We start from the raw sequence: 19,378 nt of genomic DNA, 5'->3' as shown, positions 1-19,378 counted from the left end.
GGGACGGCGTCGGCGAGGTCGGCCGCCCGGGTGGCGCAGCCGTCCCCCGGGTGAGGGCCGGTCAGGTCATGGGCGCGCGGGGCGCGGTGATCCGCGGCGAGCGCGCGGCGTGGCGGGACGGTCACGGCAGGTCGATCGCCGCGTAGGTGAGGTCGAGGTATTCGAGGATGCCCTCGTGCGACCCCTCCTTGCCGATCCCGGACTGCTTCACGCCTCCGAACGGGGCCGACGGGTCCGAGATCAGCCCACGGTTGACGCCGACCATCCCGGTCTCCAGCCCCTCGGCGAACCGGAGCGCCCGTTGCAGGTCACGGGTGAAGACGTAGCCGACCAGGCCGTGCTCGGTGTCGTTGGCCTTCGCCAGCACCTCGTCGTCGGACGTGAACGGGATGATCGGCGCCACCGGGCCGAAGATCTCCGCCCGGAGCAGCCGGGCGTCCTCGGGCACGTCCACGAGGACCGTCGGCGGGTAGAAGTGGCCCGGCCCGTCCGGACGCCCGCCGCCGACCAGGACCCGCGCGCCGCGGTCGACCGCGTCGGCGACGAGTTCGTCGATCTGGGCGACCGACGCCTCGTCGATCAGCGCCCCGACGTCCACGCCGTCGTCGAGACCGTGGCCCACCGACAGCGCGCCCATCCGCTCGGCGAAGCGCGCCGTGAACTCCTCGCGCACCGGCTCCTCGACGTAGATCCGATTGGCCGCGATGCAGGACTCCCCGATGTTGCGCATCTTGGCCACCATGGCCCCGTCGAGCGCGACGTCCAGGTCGGCGTCGGCACACACGATCAGCGCCGCGTTGCCGCCCAGCTCCATCGAGGTGCGCAGCACGTTGTCCGCGGCCTGCCGCAGCAGCACGCGCCCGACCTCGGTCGACCCGGTGAACGAGAGCTTGCGGGTCCGGCCGTCGGCCAGCAGCGCGGAGACGACCTTGCCGGAACGCCTGGTGGTCACCACGTTGACGACGCCCGGGGGTACGCCGACCTCCTCCATGATGCGGGCCAGCAACAGCATGGTCAGCGGCGTCTGGGCGGCCGGTTTGGTGATCGTCGTGCAGCCGGCGGCCAGCGCGGGAGCGATCTTGCGGGCGCCCATGGCCAACGGAAAGTTCCAGGGCGTCACGAAGACGCACGGTCCGACCGGCTTCGGCACGGTGAGGATGCGGTATCCGCCTGCGGGAGCGGTGCCGTAGCGCCCCTCGACGCGTACCGCCTCCTCGGCGAACCACCGGAAGAACTCGGCGCCGTAGGCGACCTCCGCCCGTGCCTCGGCGAGCGGCTTGCCCATCTCCAGCGTGATCAGCCGGGCGATCTCCTCGGACCGCCCGGTCAGGGCACGGTACGTCGCGGTCAGCAACTCCGACCGTCTCCGTGGCGGGGTCGCCGCCCACCCCGCCATCGCGCCGCTCGCCGCGTCCAGGGCCGCGAGGCCGTCGACGACGTCGGCGTCGGCCACCTCGGCGATGGTCTTGCCCGTGGCCGGGTCCTCGACGGCGAAGGTGGCTCCGCTGGCGGCGGCGCGCCAGGCGTCGCCGATCCGCAGCCGCCGGTGCTCGGGGGCCAGGACGTTCGTTGGGTCGCTCATCGCGTCGCCTCCTGTGATCTTCTTGGTCATGTCCGGCGCGCGTCAGCGCACGCGCCGGCCGCGCAGCCGGCCGCAGTCGCTGGCACCGTCGGCGGTGCGGCTACCGCCCGGCCCCGGACAGCGACAGCCCGGTGCCCGCGTCGAACAGGTGCGCCCGGTCCAGGTCGACCGTGACCTGCACCCGTTCGCCCGGCGTGCCGGTGGCGGTGGGTCGTGCCTTGACCTTGAGGATCTCGGTCCCCACCCGGACGTCGACCACCGTCCGGTCGCCGAGCGGTTCGAGCCCGTAGAGTTCCCCCGCCAACGACGCGTCCCCGCGCTGCTCGACGGAGAGGTCCTCCGCGCGCAGGCCCAGCAGCAGCGCCCGGCCCTCCTCCGCCGTGGTCCAGCGGGGCCGCGGCAGCGTCCAGCCCCCCGCGCCGACCAGGCGGTCCCCCTCGGCGCGGCAGGCGAGCAGGCTGATCGGCGGACTCCCGACGAACCCCGCGACCCACTGGTTGGCCGGCCGCTCGTACACCTCGGTCGGCGTGCCGACCTGTTGCACCTTCCCCTCCTTGAGGACCGCGACCTGGTCGGCCATGGACAGGGCCTCGACCTGGTCGTTGGTCACGTAGACGAAGGTCGCGCCGAGGCTGCGGTGGATGCGGGTGAGCTCGGTGCGCATCTCGACGCGGAGCTTGAGGTCGAGGTTCGTCAGCGGCTCGTCCATGAGGAACGCGCGCGGGCGACGGACCAGGGCCCGGGCCAGGGCGACCCGCTGCATCTCCCCGCCCGACAACTGCGCGGGACGACGCTGGAGCAGCCGTTCGATGTGCAGCAGGCTCGACATCCGCTCGACGGCCGCGGCGATCTCGCCCGAGGACGCGCCGCGCGCCCGCAACGGCGACGCGATGTTCTCGAAGGCCGTGCGTCGCGGGTAGAGGGCGTAGTTCTGGAAGACCATGGCCAGGTCGCGTGCGGCCGGGGTGTCACCGGTCGCGTCCCGGCCGTCCAGGCGCACCGAGCCGGCGTCGAGCTTCTCCAGGCCGGCGATCGCGCGCAGGGTCGTCGTCTTGCCCGCCCCCGAGGGCCCGAGCACGACGAAGAACGCGCCGTCCGGCACGTCGAGGGTCACCCCGTCCAGGGCCTGGACCTTGCCGAAGGACTTGCACAGCCCCTGCACCGCCACGGTTCCCATCAGGCCACCAGTTCTTCCGTGCGTACGTCGTAGACCGCTGGGGTCCCGCCGGTGTGCCGCAGCCCGACCTTCGCGTCGGCGGCGAACCGGACGGTCGGTGGCATCCGCACCCGCACGTCGCGCTCACCGCCGTGGTCGACCACGTAGATGATCTCGTCGCCCAGCCATTCGGCGGAGACCACGCGGGCCGGGATCGCGCCCTCGGCCCCCGGCGCGGTGACCTCCAGCGCCTCCGGCCGGACGCCGGCGACCAGGCGACGGTCGCGCGGCAGGCCCTGCGGGGGCGTGAGCACCAGCCCGCCCTGGCCGCGCAGCGTCCCGTCGGCCACCTCCACCTCGATCAGGTTGATCGGCGGCGAGCCGATGAACGCGGCGCAGAAGAGGCTCGCCGGCCGGTCGTAGACCTCCAGCGGCGTGCCGACCTGCTCGACGCGGCCCTTGTTGAGGATGGCGATCCGGTGGCCGAGCGACATCGCCTCCACCTGGTCGTGGGTGACGTAGACCATGGTCGCCCCCAGCTCGCCCTGCAGGTGCTTGATCTCCGTACGCATGTCGGCCCGCAGCTCCGCGTCCAGGTTGGTGAGGGGTTCGTCCATGAGGAACGCGCGCGGCCGGCGCACCAGGGCGCGGGCGAGCGCGACGCGCTGCTGCTCCCCGCCGGACAGCTGGCGTGGTCGCCGGTCCAGCAGCGGACCGAGCCGCATCAGCCGGGCGGCCTCGGCGACCCGCGCCTGCACCTCCGGCTTGGGCAGTCCCTCGGCCCGCAGCGGGAACGCCAGGTTGTCGCGGGTCCTCAGGTGCGGGTAGAGGGCGTAGAACTGGAACACCATGGCGATGTCGCGTTCGGCGGGCGGCAGGTCGTTGACCAGCGTGTCGCCGATGCGGATGTCGCCCGTCGTCTGCCGCTCCAGGCCGGCGATGGCCCGCAGCGTGGTCGTCTTGCCGCAGCCCGAGGGGCCGAGTATCACGAACAACTCGCCGTCGCCGATGGACAGGTCCACGTGCTCGACCGCGACGGTCCCGTCCGGGTAGCGCTTGTGCAGGGCGGTCACCTCGATGCGGGCCATCAGCGTCGCACCGCCCCGAGCGTCACACCGGCGACGAGGTGCTTGCGCACCAGGTAGGCGAAGATGAGCACCGGCAGGGCGAACACCACGGAGGCGGCGGCCACCAGGCCCCAGTCCACGGTGGTGCCGCCGATGAGGCCGGCGATCGCGGGCGGGGCCGTCCGGACGTCGTCGCTGGAGGTGAGGAAGATGGCGAACACGAACTCGTTCCACGAGAAGATGAGGGCGAAGACCGCCGTCGCGGCGATGCCGGGCACGAGCAGGGGGAGGGTGAACTTCCAGAACGCCTGCAGGCGGGTGTAGCCGTCGAGCATGGCGGCGTCCTCGTACTCCGCGGGCACCTCGTCGACGAAGCCCTTCATCATCCAGATCGTGAACGGGACGTTGTAGGCGGCGTAGATGAGGATCAGGCCGAGCTTGCTGTCGATGAGCCCGACCTGGCGGTACATGAGGAAGATCGGGATCACGACCACCACGGGCGGCATGAAGCGGGTGGACAGGATGAAGAAGAGCTGGTCCTTCTTGGCCTTCATGCCGAAGCGTGAGTAGGCCCAGGCCGCCGGGACCCCCAGCACGGTGGCCAGCACCGTGGAGACCCCGGCGACCACCACCGAGTTGAGGAACGAGACGGACAGGGCCGAGCGGCCGCCGTCGGGGGCGACGAACACGTCCCTGAAGTGGTCCAGGGTGACGTCGAAGTCGAAGAACTTCGCCGGGATGGCGTAGACGTCCCGGTTCTCCTTGATGGACGTCTCGATCATCCACAGCACCGGGAAGAGCATCACGACGGCCAGCACGGTCAGCAGCACGATCTCCAGCACGGAGCGGCCCCGGCCGCCGAAGCGACGCGCGGGGGGCGTGCGGTCCCGGGCGGGACCCGTGGACACGGCCTCGTCGACGGAGACGGCCATCAGCCCTCCTTCAGCTTGTTCAGGTAGCGCAGGTAGAGCTGCGTGAGGACCACGACGACGAGGACCATGAGAATCCCGTACGCCGAGGCGGTCCCGGTGTTGAAGCCCAGGAACGCGACCTTGTAGACGTGGAACGACAACGTCTCGGTGGAGACACCCGGGCCGCCGCTGGTGAGGATGTAGACGAGGTCGAACAGCCGGAACGCCTCGATGGCCCGGAACAGCACGGCGATGAGGAGCAGCGGCCACACCAGCGGAAGCGTGATGGTGCGGAACCGGAACCACTCGGAGGCCCGGTCGATCGAGGCGGCCTCGTACAGGTACCTGGGCACCGCGGTGAGGCCCGCGAGCGCGATGAGCATGATGAACGGCGTCCACTGCCAGGTGTCGACCACGATCAGGGAGACCAGCGCCGTCCGCTGCCGGGTGAGCCACTCGACCTGCCCGAGGCCGACCGAGCCGAGCATGCTGTTGATCACGCCGAACTGCGCGTCGAGCATGAATCGCCAGAACAGCCCGACCACGACCGGTGACAGCATCATCGGCACCAGGAACAGGGTGGTCAGCAGTCCCCGCCCGTGCGTACGCCGGGAGATCAGGTACGCGATGGCGAAGCCGAGCACGGTCTGCAACGAGACCGCGCCGACCACGTAGACCAACGTGGTCAGGGCCCTCGTGTGGACCTGCGCCGACGTCAGGATGGCGGTGTAGTTGCCGAACCCGACGAAGTTGGCGGGCCCGCCGCGGGTCGCCGAGTAGTCGGTGAACGACAGGTACAACGCCCACAGCAGCGGGAACACCGACATCGCGAGCAACAGCAGCAGCGCGGGGGAGACGAAGGCCACGGCGAGCCCGCGGTCGCCCAGCCGGCGGGACCGGCCCCGGGCAGGCGGTGTCGCGGACGCCACCTGCCCGGGGTCGTCGGTCGTCAGGGGGACGGGGTCACTCACAGTCCGCCGCCGCCCTTGCGGCCGCTCGAGTCGAGGACGCTCTGCTGCTCCCGGGCGATGTCGTCGAGCGCCTCCTTCGGCTTCTTCGCGCCGTTGAGGGCCGCGTTCACGTTGGTGTTCTCGATGTCGACGAGGCGCGCGTACTCGGGCACGTTCCACATGTCCCGCATCCGGGGCACCGAGTCGGCGTACACCTTGTTGAACGGCCCGGCGTTGAGGAACTCGGGCGACTCCAGGGCGTCCGTGCGCGCCGGCACGCCCCCGGCTGCGGCCCACTTCTTCTGGATGTCGGGCCGCTCGAACCACTTCATGAAGTTCAGCGCCTCCGCCTGGTTGGCCGCGGGGGAGTAGGCCGACACGTGCATCCCCATGCCGCCGAGGGGGACGAGGTTCGTCTTCTGGCTCGGCAGGGTGGCGAAGCCCAGCTTGTCGAGGATCTGCTCCCGCGTGGCGCCGAGCGTCGACTGCTTCGGATCGAGCAGGCCGCCGCTCGCGGCGATCCAGTTGAACGCGATGCACGCCTTGCCCTGGGCGACCGCCGCGTTGACCTCGTCGATGAACCAGTTGCCGGAGCCCTTGGCGGTCAGCGGCTTCATCTTGTTGACCAGGACGTCCATCGCCTCCTGGCCCGCGGCGTCGTTGAGGACGCCGTCGATCTTGCGCGTCTTCGGGTCCCAGAGGTTGCCGCCGTAGACGCCGTTGACCGTGTTGTAGGTGACGGCCGCGGCGTCGGAGCCGTTGGCCTGGTGGAACGCCAGCCCGCTGACGCCCGGGTTGTCCGCCTGGCACTTTCCGGCGACCGAGATCATCTCGTCCCAGGTCTGCGGCGGCTTGTCGCCGATCAGGTCCTTGCGGTAGATCATCGTCCACGTGTCGCCGAGCAGCGGCAGGCCGTACAGGCTGGCGTTCTCGTCGCGCTTGCCGGTCTCCGCCTGGGGGAACTGGCCGTAGGCCGCCAGCAGGTACGGGTTGTAGGCGTTGACGTCGATGTTGTTCTTGACGAAGTCGGTGAGGTCGAGGATGTTGCCGTTCGTCACGGCCTCGCCGATGTGCTGCGAGTCCAGGATCGCGATGTCGAAGTCGGTCTTGCGCGCCGCGAACTGGGTGAACATCGCGTCGTGCCAGTTCGCGTTCGGCACGGTGTTGACCTTGATGGTCGCGTTCGGCCGTTCCTTCTTGTACTCCGCGTTGGCGAACTCCTCCAGCGCGTGGGCGGGGGGCCAGTCGAACCAGATGAAGCTGAGGGTCAGCGGGTCCTTGGTGAGCTCCGGGATGGTCGCCGGGGCCTTGGGGGCGCTCGCCTGCGCGTCGTCGTCCTGGCTGTCGCCGCAGGCCGCCAGGGTGGTGGCGACCAGCAGCATGGCCGCCGTCGCCAGCCGCGCCTTTCGCCCGGGAACGGACAATCGTCCTGTCAGCTTCGGATGCCGCATCTTCTGGCCTGCTTTCTGGTGGGGGTGTGGAGCCTCGCTAGGTGCTTCGCCGAGCGGGTGCCGGATCGTTCAGGCGGGTTGCCGGGCTGTCGCGGGGCCGTCCCGCGGGGGTCGGCGTCGCGGGCGCGCCGGGACGCGCCGGGTCCTCGCGCCGTCGGGCGGCCCGTCGGCCCGTCCGGCCCGGTGCCGGCCGGGGCGGGACGTCGAGCATGCTCATGGGAGCGTCAGGTGATCGAGTGGAGCGGTGGCGGGTGGTGCTGGCGGTGCGGGATGACGGGCGCTCGTCGGATTTCCTATACGATCGAGCGGGGCGTCAGCATGTCGCAGCGTCGTTACCGATGTCAACAGGTTCCCGAAGATGCAGGAAAGGACCTCACGTCACGATGGACGACGAAGCGATGACCGCGCGGGGCCGCAGGGTCGTGACGGGCGGGACGTCGCCGGGTCGAGCCCGCGGCCGACTCGCCGACGAGGTGTACGACACGCTGCTCGGACAGCTGATGTCGCTGCGGATCGAGCCCGGCTCCCGCGTCACGATCGACGTCCTGGCGCGGGAACTGGGGGTCTCGCAGACGCCGATCCGGGACGCGCTCAACCGCATGGAGGCCGAGGGGCTGGTCGTGCGGGTGCCCCACGCCGGCTACCGCATTCCGCCCCAGATCACCCGGCAACGGTTCGAGGACATGCTTGAGATCCGCCTGCTCCTCGAACCGGCGGCGGCGCGCAGGTCCGCCGAACGCGCGTCCCTGGAGCAGGTGGCCGGCCTGCGCCGGATGCTGGAGGAGATGGCGGAGCTGGAGGGGGGCAGCGGGCCGATGGCCTACGGCGCCTTCGGGCTGCGCGACGCCGCCTTCCACGATCTCGTCGCCCTCAGCGCGGGGAACCAGGTCGTCCGCGAGGCGCTCGCCCGCCTGCACAGCCACGTGCACCTCTTCCGGCTGCTCCACGACACCCAGGTCACCCACCTGGCCATGGCCGAGCACGAGGAGGTCGTGGCCGCGGTTGCCGCCCGCGACCCCGACGCCGCCGCCTACGCGATGCGGCGACACATCCTGCGGTCCGGCGAGCGGTTCCGGCGACTGTTCGACGAGGTCGAAGACGCGGCGGCAGTGGCGGTGGAGGCTTGACGGGCGGGCGGGGCAGGGGAATGCTAGCCCCACCGGATCAGATCGGATCTGATCGCGTCCGCCTCACCGCCCACCGCCACCAGATGCGAGGAGAAGCAGGTGCCCAGAGCGCTGCTCCTGACCGGCGACGCCGCCGAGGAACTCGACACCATGTACCCCTACTACCGCGTGCAGGAGGGCGGCTGGGACGTCGACGTCTCGTCGCGGACGAGACGTGACGTGCAACTGGTCATCCACGAGTTCGACCCCAACTCCGACGCCTACGTGGAGAAGAACGGCCGGAAGCTCCCGGTCGACGTGCCCTGGGCCGAGGTCGACGTCGAGCGTTACGACGCCCTCATCATCCCCGGGGGGCGCGCCCCCGAGTGGATCCGGGTCGACGCCGACGTCAGGCGCATCACCGAGCACTTCTTCGCGCGCAACCTCCCCATCGCCCTGGTCTGTCACGGCGCGCAGGTGCCAGCGGTGTACGGGCTGCTGAAGGGCCGGAAGACGGCCTGCTTCCCGCCCATCACCGGTGACATGGAGAACGCGGGCGCGACGGTCATCGACGCTCCCGACGTCGTGGACGGCAACCTCGTCTCGTGCCGGGGCTGGCCCGACATGCCGCAGTTCGGCAGGGCGATGATGGAGGTCTTCTCGAAGTCCGTCGACCCCGCGTCGGCGTGAGCGCACCCGGCCGGTCCCGGTGACGGCACTGCGCACCGTCACCGTCGACGGCTGTCCCGTCCACGTCTTCGACAGCGGCGCGGGGCCCACGGTGCTGATGCTGCACGGCTCCGGACCCGGCACGACCGGGTCCGGAGCCTGGGCGACGACGGCGCAGGCGCTGGGCACGTCCTGGCGCGTGCTGGCTCCCGACCAGGCGGGGTTCGGCCGCACACCCGTCCCGGAGGGGGCCCGGGGCGGGCTCAAGCTGTGGACGGAGCAGGCCGCCGGCCTGATGGACGCCCTCGGGGTCGAGCGCTACGCCGTGGTGGGTCACTCCATGGGCGGGGCGGTGGCGCTGGCGTTGGCGGCCGCGCGCCCTGAGCAGGTCACCCGCGTCGTGGCGGTCTCGACGATGGGCGCCCCCGGGGCCCCGCTGTCCGCCGATCTCGACGCGATCTGGGCCGCCCCCGCCGGCCCGCTCGGGGCCCGCGACATGCTGCGCCGCCTCGTCCACGACCAGGCGCTCGTGACCGACCCGGCCGTCGAGGCCCGGGCCGCCGCGATGCGGGCGGGGGCGGCCGCGTACGCGTCGTTGTTCCCGCCGCCCCGGGCGCGCTGGGCCGACGACCTCGCCCTCCCGGCGCGGACGCTGGCGGCGGTCCGCGCCCCGGTGCTGCTCGTGCACGGCGCCGAGGACCGGGTCACCCCGCTCGCGGCGTCGACCCTGCCCCTGCTCGGGCACCTGGCCGACGTCCGGCTGCACGTGCTCGGCCGGTGCGGGCACGTGCCGGCCGTCGAGCATCCGCACGAGTTCCGGCACCTGCTGTCGTGCTTCCTCGGGCCGGGGCGCTAGGGGCCGGTGTGGATCAGCGCCGCCCACAGTTCCGGGCGATCCGGGTGCGCGCGTCGTACCCGGTCGACGGCCCGGTCCAACGCGACGGCCGCGGTGTCCGCGTCGAGGCGCTCCCCGGCCCTCAGGCCGGCGTAGACGTCGTCGGCGACCTGCGCGGCCACCCGGTCGGAGACCGCCCACTGGCTGCCGATGACGTGCCGGAAGCCGGCCATCTGCAACGCCGCGGTGAGATGGATGGCCTCGTCGGGCAGGTCACGGCCGCCCGCCGCGGTGCGGCACGCCGAGAGGTAGGCGAGGTCGGCGCCGCCGGCCGACCGGCTGCGGGCGGCGAGACGGCCGGCCAGGTCCAGGACGCTGAGCCTGCCGTCGACCAGGCGGAGGGCGGCCGCGCTGGGCCGCTCGAAGTCCTGGTCGCCGTGACAGGCGAAGTGCGCCCACCCGTGCTGTCCGAGCGCGGTCAGCACCCCCTCGACGGTGGCGCTGCGGCCGGTCAGCACCCGTAGGCCGGGCACGTGCGAGCTGACCGCGCGCAGCTCGTCGCTGACCGCCGGCAGCGGCGCCTGGCCGGGCAGCACGCCGAGTCCCACCGCGAACGCCCGCGGTGGTCCGGGCGACGCCGAGGCGGCGCGGGCGCGCAGCAGCGCCGTCAGGCTCGGGGTGTAGGACGACACGCACCGGGCGGCGACCGAGATCCGGCGTTTCGCGGCGAGCGGCGCACTCGCCCCGAACCGGCCGGCAGCGTGCAGCGGCAGCATCGTCAGCGGCCCGGTCGGGCACCACCACACCCGGTGCCGCCGATCCGGCGCGCTGCCGAGGATGTCGTCGAGGGCCGCGCAGACGGGCTCCCCGACGGTGTCCCAGAGCCACCGTTGCAGCGTCACCAGCGTCTGGCGCAGCGCGACCCGCTCGGCCGGCCCGCCGCCCTCCTCCGCCGCCCGCTGGGCCTTGAGGAACGCCACGGCGCGCTGCTGTGCCGTGTCGTGGGACAGCCACGGCAGCGGCACCGCGCGTACCCCGTCGGCGGTGACGATGATCGCGTCGCTGCGCCACCGCGAGGTGTTGACCAGCACCGCCGCGCCGCCGGCGGTCGCCGGTTGCAGGTCGGCGAACGACGGCGGACGGAGGAAGCCCGCGAAGCCCGGCCGGCGGCGGGCCTCGGCCACGAGCTGCTCCCAGCGCTCCGCCAGCCGGCGGCGGTGGCCGGCGTCCTCGGTCTCGGCGCGGTGCGGTCCGCCCAGCGCGCTGGTCAGCAGGTCGCGGCCCAGCTCCCAACCCGGATGGGCCGGCAGCTCGACGAGCTGGGCGGCCTCGGCGCCGTCCAACTCCCGGCGCGTCCGGTCGAGCTCGTCGGCGAGCACGGGCGCGACCGCGGCCAGCTCGGACAGGTCGCTGCGGGTCTGCAGGGCCTGCGACCACAGCACCTGGCGACCCTGCTCCAACAGCTCCACCGCGCGCTCCGGCTGCCCGGCAGCGACGGCCCAGGCGGCCGCGTCGCCGGCCAGGCCGGTCACCGTGGTCAGCCGCTTCTCCTGCACGGCGCGGTCCAGGCCACGCCACGCCAGCAGCGGCAGCAGTTCCACGGCGGCGACGTACGCCTCCAGGGCCAGCTCCGCGTCGCCGGCCTCGGCGGCGGTCCGCGCCCAGGTGCGGGCCGCGGTCATCCTGATCTCGACCGCGCCCGCCCGGGAGGCCGCCGCCGACCGCCACATCCCGACCGCGGCGTCGAGGTCGGCGGGGTCGTGCGCGATCAGGTAGCGGGTCCGCAACGCCATGCCGAGCACGTTGAGGGCGCGCGCCCGGTCCGGGTGGCCGGGAGAGAACCCGGCCAGGGCGGCCATGCCGGTCTCCACGGCGTCACTGACCCCGGCCGGGTCGCTGCTCATCCGGGCCCGGACGAGCAGCGAGTGGGCCAGGTTGACCAGGTGGCCCGCCCGCTGCGTGTCGGCCGTCGGCGAGTCGACGGCCTCCCGGGTGCTGCGGATCGCCTCGTCCAGGTGCCGCGACGAGTTGCTGCTGAGGCCGTGCATGACCAGCAGGGCGCCGTGGGTGGCCAGCAGTTGCGCGCGGACCGCGCCGACGGCCGGCAGGTCCTCGACCACCCGCCGGCTGACCCGGACCGCCTCGTGCAGGTCGGCGTCGTCGCCGTCGGCGCTCACCCAGCGCTGCACCAGCGCGATCACCAGCACGCCGTTGAGGGCGGCCCGGTCGACGTGCCGTTCGGGCATGGCGGCCAGGCCGTCCCGGCAGTGCGCGATCGCCTCGTCGAGGTCGCGTCGGCCGCCGGTCCGGGCGAAGCGCATGACCAGGCAGAGCGCCAGCAGCTGCCGGGCGGTGAGCGCGTGGTCCGGGTCGGTGGAGCGGTGGACCTCCCGGCTGAGGCGGACCGCGGTGTCGATGTCGGCCAGCCGGCCGAACCGCTCGAAACTGAGCCGGTACACGTTCACACAGCGGATCAGCACGTCCGTGCGGATGGGGTCGCTCTCGCCGACGGCGGCCACCGCGACGTCCGCGTGCCGTTTCGCCACCGACAGGTCCGACACCTCGCGCCGGTGCTCGAAGCGGAAGCCGACGACCGAGGCGAGCTGGGCGTTGACGTACGGCCACCACGGGTCGTCGGGCGAGGTCAGCGCCGTCGCCTTCGTGGCGACGGCCACGGCGGCGTCGAGGCGCGCCGGGTCCGAGGCCCGGCCGCGCAGCATCAGCACGGTGGAGAGCGCGGCGAGCACGTCCACCCGGGACGGATCCTCCGCGAGGAGGCCCCGCGCCAGGCCCTCGGCCCGGACCAGCAGCGACTCGTCACCGCTGTCGTTGTAGGCGACGACGAGCGGGTCCACCGCATCGGCGGAACCCGCTGCGGATGGCACCGACTCAGTAGATTCGACAGGAGCCGGGGCGTCAACCGACGGGAGTGTCGTGGATGGAGCAACGCCGTCTGCTGGCCCAGCTGTGCGCCGCCGTGCCGATCCTGCGCGAGCACGCGGAGGCGGGGCTGTGGACCGACCTGCTCGACGAGGCGCTCGACGACCTGGCCGCCGGCAGACCGGTGGCCGAGGTCTGCCGGCAGCTCGGCTGGGCGGTCGAGACCGAGACTGAGCCCGAACGCGGCGTCGGCGAGGCGGTTCCCGACGACGCCGGGGGCGCCCGGCTGGAGGGGCTCGCGCCGGTGGTGCTGGACGGCGGCTACCGCTGCCCGCGTCACCGGTGCACGCGCCGGGCGCACCGCGACGACCAGGGCCGGGTGCCGCACTGCGCGCTGGCCGGGACGCCGATGACGTACCGGTCCGAGCCATGATCGAAGTGCTGCTGGGCGAGGTCGGGCGGCGCATCGAACACCGCTGGCTGACCCGGGCGTTCGGCCCCGCCCTGCTGTGGTGCGCGGTGGCCGCCTTCGCCGTGCTGCCGGGTCGCGGCTCCGTCCTCGACGTACCCGGCGCGGCGCGCGCCGCCGCCGACGCGCTCGATCACCTGAAGGGCCGGGTCAGCCTGGCCGTCGTGGTCGGGGCGCTCGTCGTCGCGGTCGCGGCGGCGGCCGCGGTCGGCGCGCAGGCGGCCGGCGGCGTCGTCCGCCGCGTCTGGCTGGGCGTCTGGGCCGGCCCGGCGAGCCGGATCGCGGCCGCGGTGACCGCCCGCCGGCGGGCCGCTGCCCTGCGGCGGCTCGCCGCGCAGCGCCGGGTGGTGCCGGCGGTGTACCTGCCCGCGCGTCCGACGTGGATCGGCGACCGGCTCCGGCTTCTCGACGACCGGGTGGCCGCGCAGTACGGGCTCCGCCTGGGCCTGATCTGGCCGCGGCTGTGGCTGCTGCTCGGCCCCGACGGACGGACCGACGTGCTACAGGCGCGCGACCGGCTCGACCGGGCCGTCGGCTCGGCCGGTTGGGCGGTGCTCTACCTCACGCTGACGCCCTGGTGGTGGCCGGCGGCCCTGCTCGGCACGGTCCACGGTGTCGTCTCCTGGCGGCGGGCCCGGTCTGCGGCGGGCCTGTTCGCCGACATCGTGGAGGCGACCGTCGACCTGCGGCACCGCAGCCTGGTCGCCGAGCTGGGCTTCCCGGTCGAGGAGGGCCGTCCGCTCGCGCCGTCCACCGCCGACGCCGTCAACGACCTGCTGCACAAGGGTGCCAGCGGTCACGGGCAGGAGGCCCACACCGGTGCGGCGAGCGAGCTGACGCGGTATCCGTCGCCGTCCCTGGCGAGCGACAGCCGGGAACGCCGGCAGCCGGCTGACGAGCCGACGCCGCGCGGCTCGAACACCACGTTGACCTGAGGGTTTCCGTCGGCCGCCGTGCGCAGCCCGATGATCGTCGCGCCGGCGAACGGGCCCCGCTTCGTCAACGCGGCGACGCGGGCGGCCTGGGTCCTGCTCGGGTCGTCCAGGGGCGGCGTCTCGTTGTTGATCGAGCAGAGGAAGCTGCGGACGGCGAGGACGGCGGCCTTCGTCCGGGCGGACGTCCGGTTCAGGCCGGCTCCCACCCTGACGTCGGTGAGGAGACAGACCTCGATCAGGGGAAGCCGGTCGCCGAGGTAGGGATAGGTCGGCAGGGACAGGTCGGGATATCCGGGCAGCCCCGCGGGGCTGCCGGTGGGCAGGACCAGACCGGGAATCCTCGTCGGCGACCCGGGGTAGGCGAACGGTGGGGCGGTGTTCCGCCACAGTCCGGTCGGCAGGTTCTGCCGGGTCGTGGGCGACGGGTCGCCGTTGGCGGTGAGCAGGCCGACCAGCGCCGCGATGGCGGCGAACGCCGCGACGACGAGCGGACCCCAGCCCCGGGCGGCCGGCTGGGGGCCCGCCGCCCCGGGCCCCGGGACGACCCCGCGCACGGGGCTCCACCGGGGCGCGTTGCGGCGCGTCGGCTCCCGGCGCGGCGGGGGAGCGGCCGGTTCCGCCGGCGGTGGCGTCGGCGGCGTGCGTCGGATGCTCCGGTCCAGGGCGCCCAACCACTGCTCCGGCGTCGGCCGGCGGTCGGGGGCGGGGTCGAGACTCCTGCCGGCGAGGGCGACCAGCGGCCGGTCGAGCCGCCGCCGGGCCGCGTCCGGGTCACGTGTCTGCTGGTCACCGGCGAACAGGCGAACCGCGAGAAGCCCGAACTTGAACGCGTCGGTGGCCGGCGTGGCCAGCTCCTCGGCGTCCGCGTCCGGCACGTGCCACTCCGGGGTCTCGGCCTGCGCCAGCACCGAGTCGCCCGCCAGCCGCATCGCGTCGCAGTCGATGAAGTAGCACCGGGGCCGGCCGTCGAGGCTGAAGAGCAGGTTGTTCGGCGACAGGTCGCCGACGCAGACGCCGAGCCGGTGCAGCAGGGTCAGCGCCTCGCCGGTGTCCCGCAGCAGCTCGAGGCGCATCCGGTCGTCGACGTGCAGCCCGCGGTCGAACAGGTAGTCGTCGCTGTTGAGCAGATATTGCACCTGCGCCAGGACGGTGTCCGGCCCGCGCGGCAGCCGGAGCCGGACCCGGAACCGGTCGGGCACCCGGGGCATCAGGAACCCCCGGACCGTGCCCTCCTTGCGGACGACCGCGGTGGGCCAGGCGGCGAGACCGAGCAGCGCGTCCGCGTCCGGTCCGGCCTCGGCGGCGAGCCGGACGAAGCGGTTCAACGTGGCGACGTCGACGTCGTCGACGAGCCGGCTCGCGTACTCCTTGTAGACCCACCGCGGATCGTCGGCGAGGGCGTAGACCGTGCCCTGGCCGCCGGCGCCGATCCGGGTGCGCGGGCCGAGGGCGGACAGGCTCACCTCGGGCGGCAGCGGGCTGGTCATGGCCGACCGGGTGGCACCGGCCAGACGGCCAGCACGGTGCGATCGTCGTCCGACGGCCCCCCGGCGAAGTCGAGCATCCAGGCGAGCCGGGTCATCGGAGGTGGCGTGGCCAGCCCGTCGCCGAACAGCCGCCCGAGGTCCCCGGCGCCGTCGCCGAGCGGCTCGGCGAAGCCGTCGGTGGCCAGCACCAGCACGTCGCCCTCGGCGATCGTCACCTGCACCGGGTGGACCTCGGCGGGCACCCGGGGCAGCGCGGCGACGCCGTCGGGGAGCAGCTCGTCCTGCGGGTCGGACAGCGCGGCGAACAGCGGCTCCCACGCGCCGTCGCGCAACCGCCAGGCGGCCGAGTCGCCGACCCGGACCAGCTGGGCGACGGCCCGACCGGCGTCGTCCGGCCGGACGAGGGCGACGACCACGGTGCTGGCCAGCAGCGCCTCGGCCCGCTGCGGATCGGGTTCGCCCAGCTGCCGGCCGGCGTACTCCACGAGCGCCCATCCCGCGCAGCGCAGCAGGTCGGGCCAGTCGACGGCGGCGTCGGCGTCGGCGCGCAGCAGATAGTCGACGACCGTCCGGCACACCATGGTGGCACCCAGGTGGGACAGCGGGGCGTTGGAGACCCCGTCGGCCACCACCGCGATCACCGAGCCGGCCGCCGTGGCCAGCGCGAAGTCGTCCTGCCGGGGCACACCGGACGCCCGGTGGCCGGGCCCGCGCACCGACGCCGCGCGCACCTCGAAACCGGCCGTCGCCCAGCCGTCGATCACCGTGTCCGACCGGTAGGGCTGCGTCTGCGGGGCGCGGGCCGGCGACTCCGGGCCCGGTGACCCGATCTGCGGAGGCGCCCAGTCGAAGGTCACACCACGTCCACGGCCATCCGGAAGCTGTCCGGCCGCTCCACGACCAGCTCCGCCGTGTCACCGCCGACGGCCTGCCCCGACCGGATGACGCTGCGGGTCAGGGCGGTGCAGAACTCGGCGATCGCGAAGCCCACCTCCACGCCCGGCGTGGCCACGAACGCGAACTCCGGCCGGGTCGCCACGCGCAGGATCGTCTCGGCGCGCGCCTCGCCGATGCCGCACGCGATGATGTTCGGCGCGGTCGGGTTGCGTTCCCGGTCGACCAACTCGGCATAGACCGGCTCCCACTCGCCCGGATCGGTCGGTTGCCCGTCGCTGAGGAAGAACACCGCCGGCCGGTGCACCGCGAAGCCCTCCCGCTTGAGGGCCCGCACATCGGCCGGGATCCGATCGATCAGCAGGCCGAACGCGACGCCGTAGGCGGTCCCGGCCCGCACCGACAGCTGCGGCAGCGCCGTCTCGTTGCGCAGGTCGGACAGCGCCGAATGGACGATCACGTCCTCGGAGAAGCCGACGATCGAGAAGCGGACCTTGGCCGCCGCGAGGGGCTCGCGCAGCAGTGCGTCGTGCAGCGACTGGAGCCCCGCGTTCAACTCGTCCACGACCGGAGTCATGGAGGCGGACTCGTCCGCCACCAGATAGACCGGCAGCACCCGCCCGGCGGTCTCCGCCATGCACACCCCCGCAACCATCGCAAGTGGACGGCCTCAACGTAACACCGGCTGTCTATGCGGGGGTGGCGTCGGGGCGGGGCACGGGCCGCCGGCTCAGGAGCTGGCAGGCCGGTCACGATCCCTGCGGGGGTCGGCCGGCTGCTGTCCCGGCCAGAACGGCCACTCCTCGAACGCCCGGCACCGACCGTCGTCGGCGAATCGCATGACCCACAGGTCGCGGTACTCCTGCTCGACCGGATCGCCGTAGCGGACCTCGTGACGTGACACCGCCGTGTCGCCGTCGACCGCGACGATCTCCCAGGTCATCTGGAAGACCTCGTCGGGCCCCGTGCGCTGTTCCTCCCACATGCGGGCGATGGCGGGCAGACCCACGACGGGCGTCCAGTACGGCCCCTGCTGATAGCTCGCGTCCTCCGTGAAGATCGTGACCAGCGGGTCCGTTACGGTGTGCGCCACGCCTGCTCGTAGGCGGCGAGCCAGTCGCCGACGTGCTTCCTGTCCATGCACCACACCCTGCCATCCCGCCGCCCGTCGATCCGCCCATCCGGGCCACCGGCCCGGACCGGCGCGGGAACGGGTGCCAGAGCCCGCGGGTGTCAGCCGCAGCCGCAGCCGCAGTCGTCGGTGGCGGTGGCGGGTGACGTGGCCGGCGCGGTGGTCGGGGCGCAGCAGGTGTCGCCGCGCCAGGCGTCCCTGCCCTCCTTGACCGCCACGGCGGCGATGACGAGGGCGGCGACGGGGTCGGCCCACCACCAGCCGAACAGCGAGTTCACCGCGAGCCCGGCCAGCAGGACGGCGGACAGGTAGGTGCACAGCAGGGTCTGTCTGGAGTCGGCGACGGCGGAGGCGGAGCCGAGTTCGCGGCCGGCGCGTCGTTGGGCGGCGGAGAGCAGCGGCATGACCGCGAGGGAGACCGCGGCGAGGGCGAGGCCGACGGTGGAGTGCCCGGCTTGGTCGCCGTCGATCAGGGCGTGGACGGATTCGACGGTGACGTAGGCGGCGAGGGCGTAGAACGAGACCGCGATGACGCGCAGGGCGGCGCGTTCGCGGCGTTCGGGGTCGACGCCGGAGAACTGCCAGGCCACGGCGGCGGCCGAGGACACCTCGATGACGGAGTCGAGGCCGAAGCCGATCAGGGCGGTGGAGGACGCGCGGGTGCCGGCGGTGATCGCGATGATCGCCTCCACCACGTTGTAGGCGATGGTCGCGGCGACGAACAGCCGGATCCGGCGGGTGAGGACTGCCCGCCGGGCGGTCGACGGGGGTGTGCTGGGCAGGGCGGTGGCGGCCATCAGCAGCACCCGTCCCGGTCCGCGGCGGGGCAGACGGCGGGGTCCACGGCGACGACGAGGCCGAGCAGGTCGCTCAGGGCGTGGGCGAGCCGGGGGTCGGCGAGCTCGTAGCGGTTGCGGCGGCCCTCGGGCACGGCGACGACGAGGCCGCAGCCGCGCAGGCAGGCCAGGTGGTTCGACAGGTTCTGCCGGCTGGTGCCCAAGGCGTCGGCGAGTTCGGCCGGGTAGCCGGGGCCTTCGCGCAGGGCGAGCAGGAGCCGGGCGCGGACCGGGTCGGACAGGGCGTGGCCGAAGCGGGCGAGGGCCTGCCCCTGAGTCGACGTCTGCACCCGGCAACGATACATCGTACGATGAATTAATCGGCGGCTGTATCGTTGTGCGCGGTGGCGCGGCGCGCTGTCAGACGGGCCAGGGCGTTCCTGCCCCGGCCTCGGCTGCGCTCGGACCAGGGCCGGCCGATGCTGGTGCGAGGACGGCGAGGAGCGCATCCAACCGGCCGTCGAGCGGTCCACTCAACTCCAGGACTGGAGTGTCCTGCCACGCGTCGAGCGGGTCGTCGTACACCAGTTCCAGGAGCGCGTCGTTCATTCGCGCCCGAAGGCCGGGCAACTCCGCGGCGGGCAGGATCCGCTCGGTCTCCGGCGTGATCACCGCGATGACCAGCAGATCGAGGGACGCGAACGCGGAGCGCAACGTGGAGGCGTCGGCCTCCTCCGCCGGGTCCGCTCCGTGTGCGGCCAGGTATGCGAGACAGTCGAGCGGTGTCCGGTCGAAGACGGCCCTGGATGGTGACGGCGACCGCAGGCTCCGGACCGAGCAGGCCAGCATCGCCCGGTAGTCCTCCGGCGACGGCGGGAAACCGAACTCGTACCCCTGCTCTTCCAGAAGGTGGTACGGTTCGTCGACCATGACATGTCCCGGCAGGCGCGCACACAGCGCTTCGGCCAGCGTGGTCTTTCCGATCCCGTGCGTCCCGGAGACCGCGACCCTCATCCGCGCTCCCACTCCTCGAGGGTTCTCGGCGATCATAGGCTCGCGCCAGAACGGCTGGCCTTCG

18 protein-coding genes are annotated in these 19,378 nt (G+C 73.3%); 4 read left to right on the top strand and 14 right to left on the bottom strand.

The window, feature by feature from the left end:
• Nucleotides 1-121 precede the first annotated feature (121 nt).
• From O7628_RS01385 to O7628_RS01360, 6 genes are all read right to left on the bottom strand, one after another.
• Nucleotides 122-1,582 (bottom strand): NAD-dependent succinate-semialdehyde dehydrogenase, encoded by a 1,461-nt coding sequence (locus O7628_RS01385; RefSeq protein ID WP_278127737.1) that lies wholly within the window; start codon nucleotides 1,580-1,582, stop codon nucleotides 122-124.
• Nucleotides 1,583-1,682: 100 nt separating this feature from the next.
• A complete protein-coding gene (locus O7628_RS01380; RefSeq protein WP_278127735.1) occupies nucleotides 1,683-2,759 on the bottom strand; it encodes an ABC transporter ATP-binding protein in 1,077 nt (358 codons plus the stop codon).
• The gene (locus O7628_RS01375) at nucleotides 2,759-3,826 is read right to left on the bottom strand and encodes an ABC transporter ATP-binding protein (RefSeq protein WP_278127733.1); all 1,068 of its coding nucleotides are present in this window, start codon (nucleotides 3,824-3,826) and stop codon (nucleotides 2,759-2,761) included. Before O7628_RS01375 ends, O7628_RS01380 begins: the two co-directional genes overlap by 1 nt.
• A complete protein-coding gene (locus O7628_RS01370; protein WP_278127732.1) occupies nucleotides 3,826-4,737 on the bottom strand; it encodes a carbohydrate ABC transporter permease in 912 nt (303 codons plus the stop codon). Before O7628_RS01370 ends, O7628_RS01375 begins: the two co-directional genes overlap by 1 nt.
• On the bottom strand, nucleotides 4,737-5,687 hold the full coding sequence (locus tag O7628_RS01365) for a sugar ABC transporter permease (RefSeq protein WP_178065621.1): 951 nt from the start codon (nucleotides 5,685-5,687) through the stop codon (nucleotides 4,737-4,739). The genes O7628_RS01370 and O7628_RS01365 overlap by 1 nt, the downstream gene beginning before the upstream one ends.
• On the bottom strand, nucleotides 5,684-7,117 hold the full coding sequence (locus O7628_RS01360; protein WP_278127729.1) for an extracellular solute-binding protein: 1,434 nt from the start codon (nucleotides 7,115-7,117) through the stop codon (nucleotides 5,684-5,686). Before O7628_RS01360 ends, O7628_RS01365 begins: the two co-directional genes overlap by 4 nt.
• A gap of 383 nt (nucleotides 7,118-7,500) precedes the next feature.
• On the opposite strand from O7628_RS01360, the gene O7628_RS01355 reads away from it, so the two are divergent.
• The 3 genes from O7628_RS01355 to O7628_RS01345 all read left to right on the top strand — a co-directional run bounded on the left by O7628_RS01355 (nucleotide 7,501) and on the right by O7628_RS01345 (nucleotide 9,748).
• Complete coding sequence (locus O7628_RS01355; RefSeq protein WP_278127727.1) at nucleotides 7,501-8,244, top strand: GntR family transcriptional regulator; 744 nt, start codon at nucleotides 7,501-7,503, stop codon at nucleotides 8,242-8,244.
• Nucleotides 8,245-8,343: 99 nt separating this feature from the next.
• Nucleotides 8,344-8,913 carry a DJ-1/PfpI family protein gene (locus tag O7628_RS01350; protein WP_074474091.1) on the top strand — a complete coding sequence of 190 codons (570 nt, stop codon included), beginning with the start codon at nucleotides 8,344-8,346 and terminating at the stop codon, nucleotides 8,911-8,913.
• 19 nt (nucleotides 8,914-8,932) lie between these two features.
• Complete coding sequence (locus tag O7628_RS01345; RefSeq protein WP_178065617.1) at nucleotides 8,933-9,748, top strand: alpha/beta fold hydrolase; 816 nt, start codon at nucleotides 8,933-8,935, stop codon at nucleotides 9,746-9,748.
• Here O7628_RS01345 and O7628_RS01340 read toward each other — a convergent pair.
• Nucleotides 9,745-12,612, bottom strand: coding sequence for a CHAT domain-containing protein (locus tag O7628_RS01340; protein WP_278127721.1), 2,868 nt, complete (start codon nucleotides 12,610-12,612; stop codon nucleotides 9,745-9,747). The two genes, O7628_RS01345 and O7628_RS01340, sit on opposite strands and share 4 nt — an antisense overlap.
• 53 nt (nucleotides 12,613-12,665) lie before the next feature.
• Here O7628_RS01340 and O7628_RS01335 point away from each other — a divergent pair, with 53 nt between their 5' ends.
• The gene (locus O7628_RS01335; protein WP_278127719.1) at nucleotides 12,666-13,040 is read left to right on the top strand and encodes a hypothetical protein; all 375 of its coding nucleotides are present in this window, start codon (nucleotides 12,666-12,668) and stop codon (nucleotides 13,038-13,040) included.
• Nucleotides 13,041-13,872: 832 nt separating this feature from the next.
• Here the strand turns inward: O7628_RS01335 and O7628_RS01330 are convergent.
• From O7628_RS01330 to O7628_RS01300, 7 genes are all read right to left on the bottom strand, one after another.
• Nucleotides 13,873-15,498, bottom strand: coding sequence for a hypothetical protein (locus O7628_RS01330; protein ID WP_278127717.1), 1,626 nt, complete (start codon nucleotides 15,496-15,498; stop codon nucleotides 13,873-13,875).
• Nucleotides 15,495-16,355: a protein phosphatase 2C domain-containing protein gene (locus O7628_RS01325; protein ID WP_278127716.1), complete on the bottom strand. Its 861-nt coding sequence runs from the start codon at nucleotides 16,353-16,355 to the stop codon at nucleotides 15,495-15,497. The genes O7628_RS01330 and O7628_RS01325 overlap by 4 nt, the downstream gene beginning before the upstream one ends.
• A complete protein-coding gene (locus tag O7628_RS01320) occupies nucleotides 16,352-17,029 on the bottom strand; it encodes a hypothetical protein (RefSeq protein ID WP_278127715.1) in 678 nt (225 codons plus the stop codon). Before O7628_RS01320 ends, O7628_RS01325 begins: the two co-directional genes overlap by 4 nt.
• A 93-nt stretch (nucleotides 17,030-17,122) precedes the next feature.
• On the bottom strand, nucleotides 17,123-17,485 hold the full coding sequence (locus O7628_RS01315) for a nuclear transport factor 2 family protein (RefSeq protein ID WP_278127713.1): 363 nt from the start codon (nucleotides 17,483-17,485) through the stop codon (nucleotides 17,123-17,125).
• A 140-nt stretch (nucleotides 17,486-17,625) separates the two neighbouring features.
• A complete protein-coding gene (locus tag O7628_RS01310) occupies nucleotides 17,626-18,321 on the bottom strand; it encodes a cation transporter (RefSeq protein ID WP_278127712.1) in 696 nt (231 codons plus the stop codon).
• The gene (locus O7628_RS01305; protein ID WP_278127710.1) at nucleotides 18,321-18,665 is read right to left on the bottom strand and encodes a metalloregulator ArsR/SmtB family transcription factor; all 345 of its coding nucleotides are present in this window, start codon (nucleotides 18,663-18,665) and stop codon (nucleotides 18,321-18,323) included. The genes O7628_RS01310 and O7628_RS01305 overlap by 1 nt, the downstream gene beginning before the upstream one ends.
• Before the next feature lie 55 nt (nucleotides 18,666-18,720).
• A complete protein-coding gene (locus tag O7628_RS01300; protein WP_278127708.1) occupies nucleotides 18,721-19,314 on the bottom strand; it encodes an AAA family ATPase in 594 nt (197 codons plus the stop codon).
• Nucleotides 19,315-19,378 lie beyond the last annotated feature (64 nt).

This window comes from Micromonospora sp. WMMD956, assembly GCF_029626125.1.
In the GTDB taxonomy this organism is placed as follows: Bacteria; Actinomycetota; Actinomycetes; order Mycobacteriales; family Micromonosporaceae; genus Micromonospora; species Micromonospora carbonacea.
This window is presented reverse-complemented; position numbering and strand designations above follow the sequence as displayed.

What these genes read in the sequence shown, in the direction of transcription:
- O7628_RS01385 (WP_278127737.1), bottom strand. Translation starts at nt 1,582, where the DNA reads ATGAGCGACCCAACGAACGTCCTGGCCCCCGAGCACCGGCGGCTGCGG.
- O7628_RS01380 (WP_278127735.1), bottom strand. Translation starts at nt 2,759, where the DNA reads ATGGGAACCGTGGCGGTGCAGGGGCTGTGCAAGTCCTTCGGCAAGGTC.
- O7628_RS01375 (WP_278127733.1), bottom strand. Translation starts at nt 3,826, where the DNA reads ATGGCCCGCATCGAGGTGACCGCCCTGCACAAGCGCTACCCGGACGGG.
- O7628_RS01370 (WP_278127732.1), bottom strand. Translation starts at nt 4,737, where the DNA reads ATGGCCGTCTCCGTCGACGAGGCCGTGTCCACGGGTCCCGCCCGGGAC.
- O7628_RS01360 (WP_278127729.1), bottom strand. Translation starts at nt 7,117, where the DNA reads ATGCGGCATCCGAAGCTGACAGGACGATTGTCCGTTCCCGGGCGAAAG.
- O7628_RS01355 (WP_278127727.1), top strand. Translation starts at nt 7,501, where the DNA reads ATGGACGACGAAGCGATGACCGCGCGGGGCCGCAGGGTCGTGACGGGC.
- O7628_RS01335 (WP_278127719.1), top strand. Translation starts at nt 12,666, where the DNA reads ATGGAGCAACGCCGTCTGCTGGCCCAGCTGTGCGCCGCCGTGCCGATC.
- O7628_RS01330 (WP_278127717.1), bottom strand. Translation starts at nt 15,498, where the DNA reads ATGACCAGCCCGCTGCCGCCCGAGGTGAGCCTGTCCGCCCTCGGCCCG.
- O7628_RS01320 (WP_278127715.1), bottom strand. Translation starts at nt 17,029, where the DNA reads ATGGCGGAGACCGCCGGGCGGGTGCTGCCGGTCTATCTGGTGGCGGAC.
- O7628_RS01310 (WP_278127712.1), bottom strand. Translation starts at nt 18,321, where the DNA reads ATGGCCGCCACCGCCCTGCCCAGCACACCCCCGTCGACCGCCCGGCGG.
- O7628_RS01305 (WP_278127710.1), bottom strand. Translation starts at nt 18,665, where the DNA reads ATGTATCGTTGCCGGGTGCAGACGTCGACTCAGGGGCAGGCCCTCGCC.
- O7628_RS01300 (WP_278127708.1), bottom strand. Translation starts at nt 19,314, where the DNA reads ATGAGGGTCGCGGTCTCCGGGACGCACGGGATCGGAAAGACCACGCTG.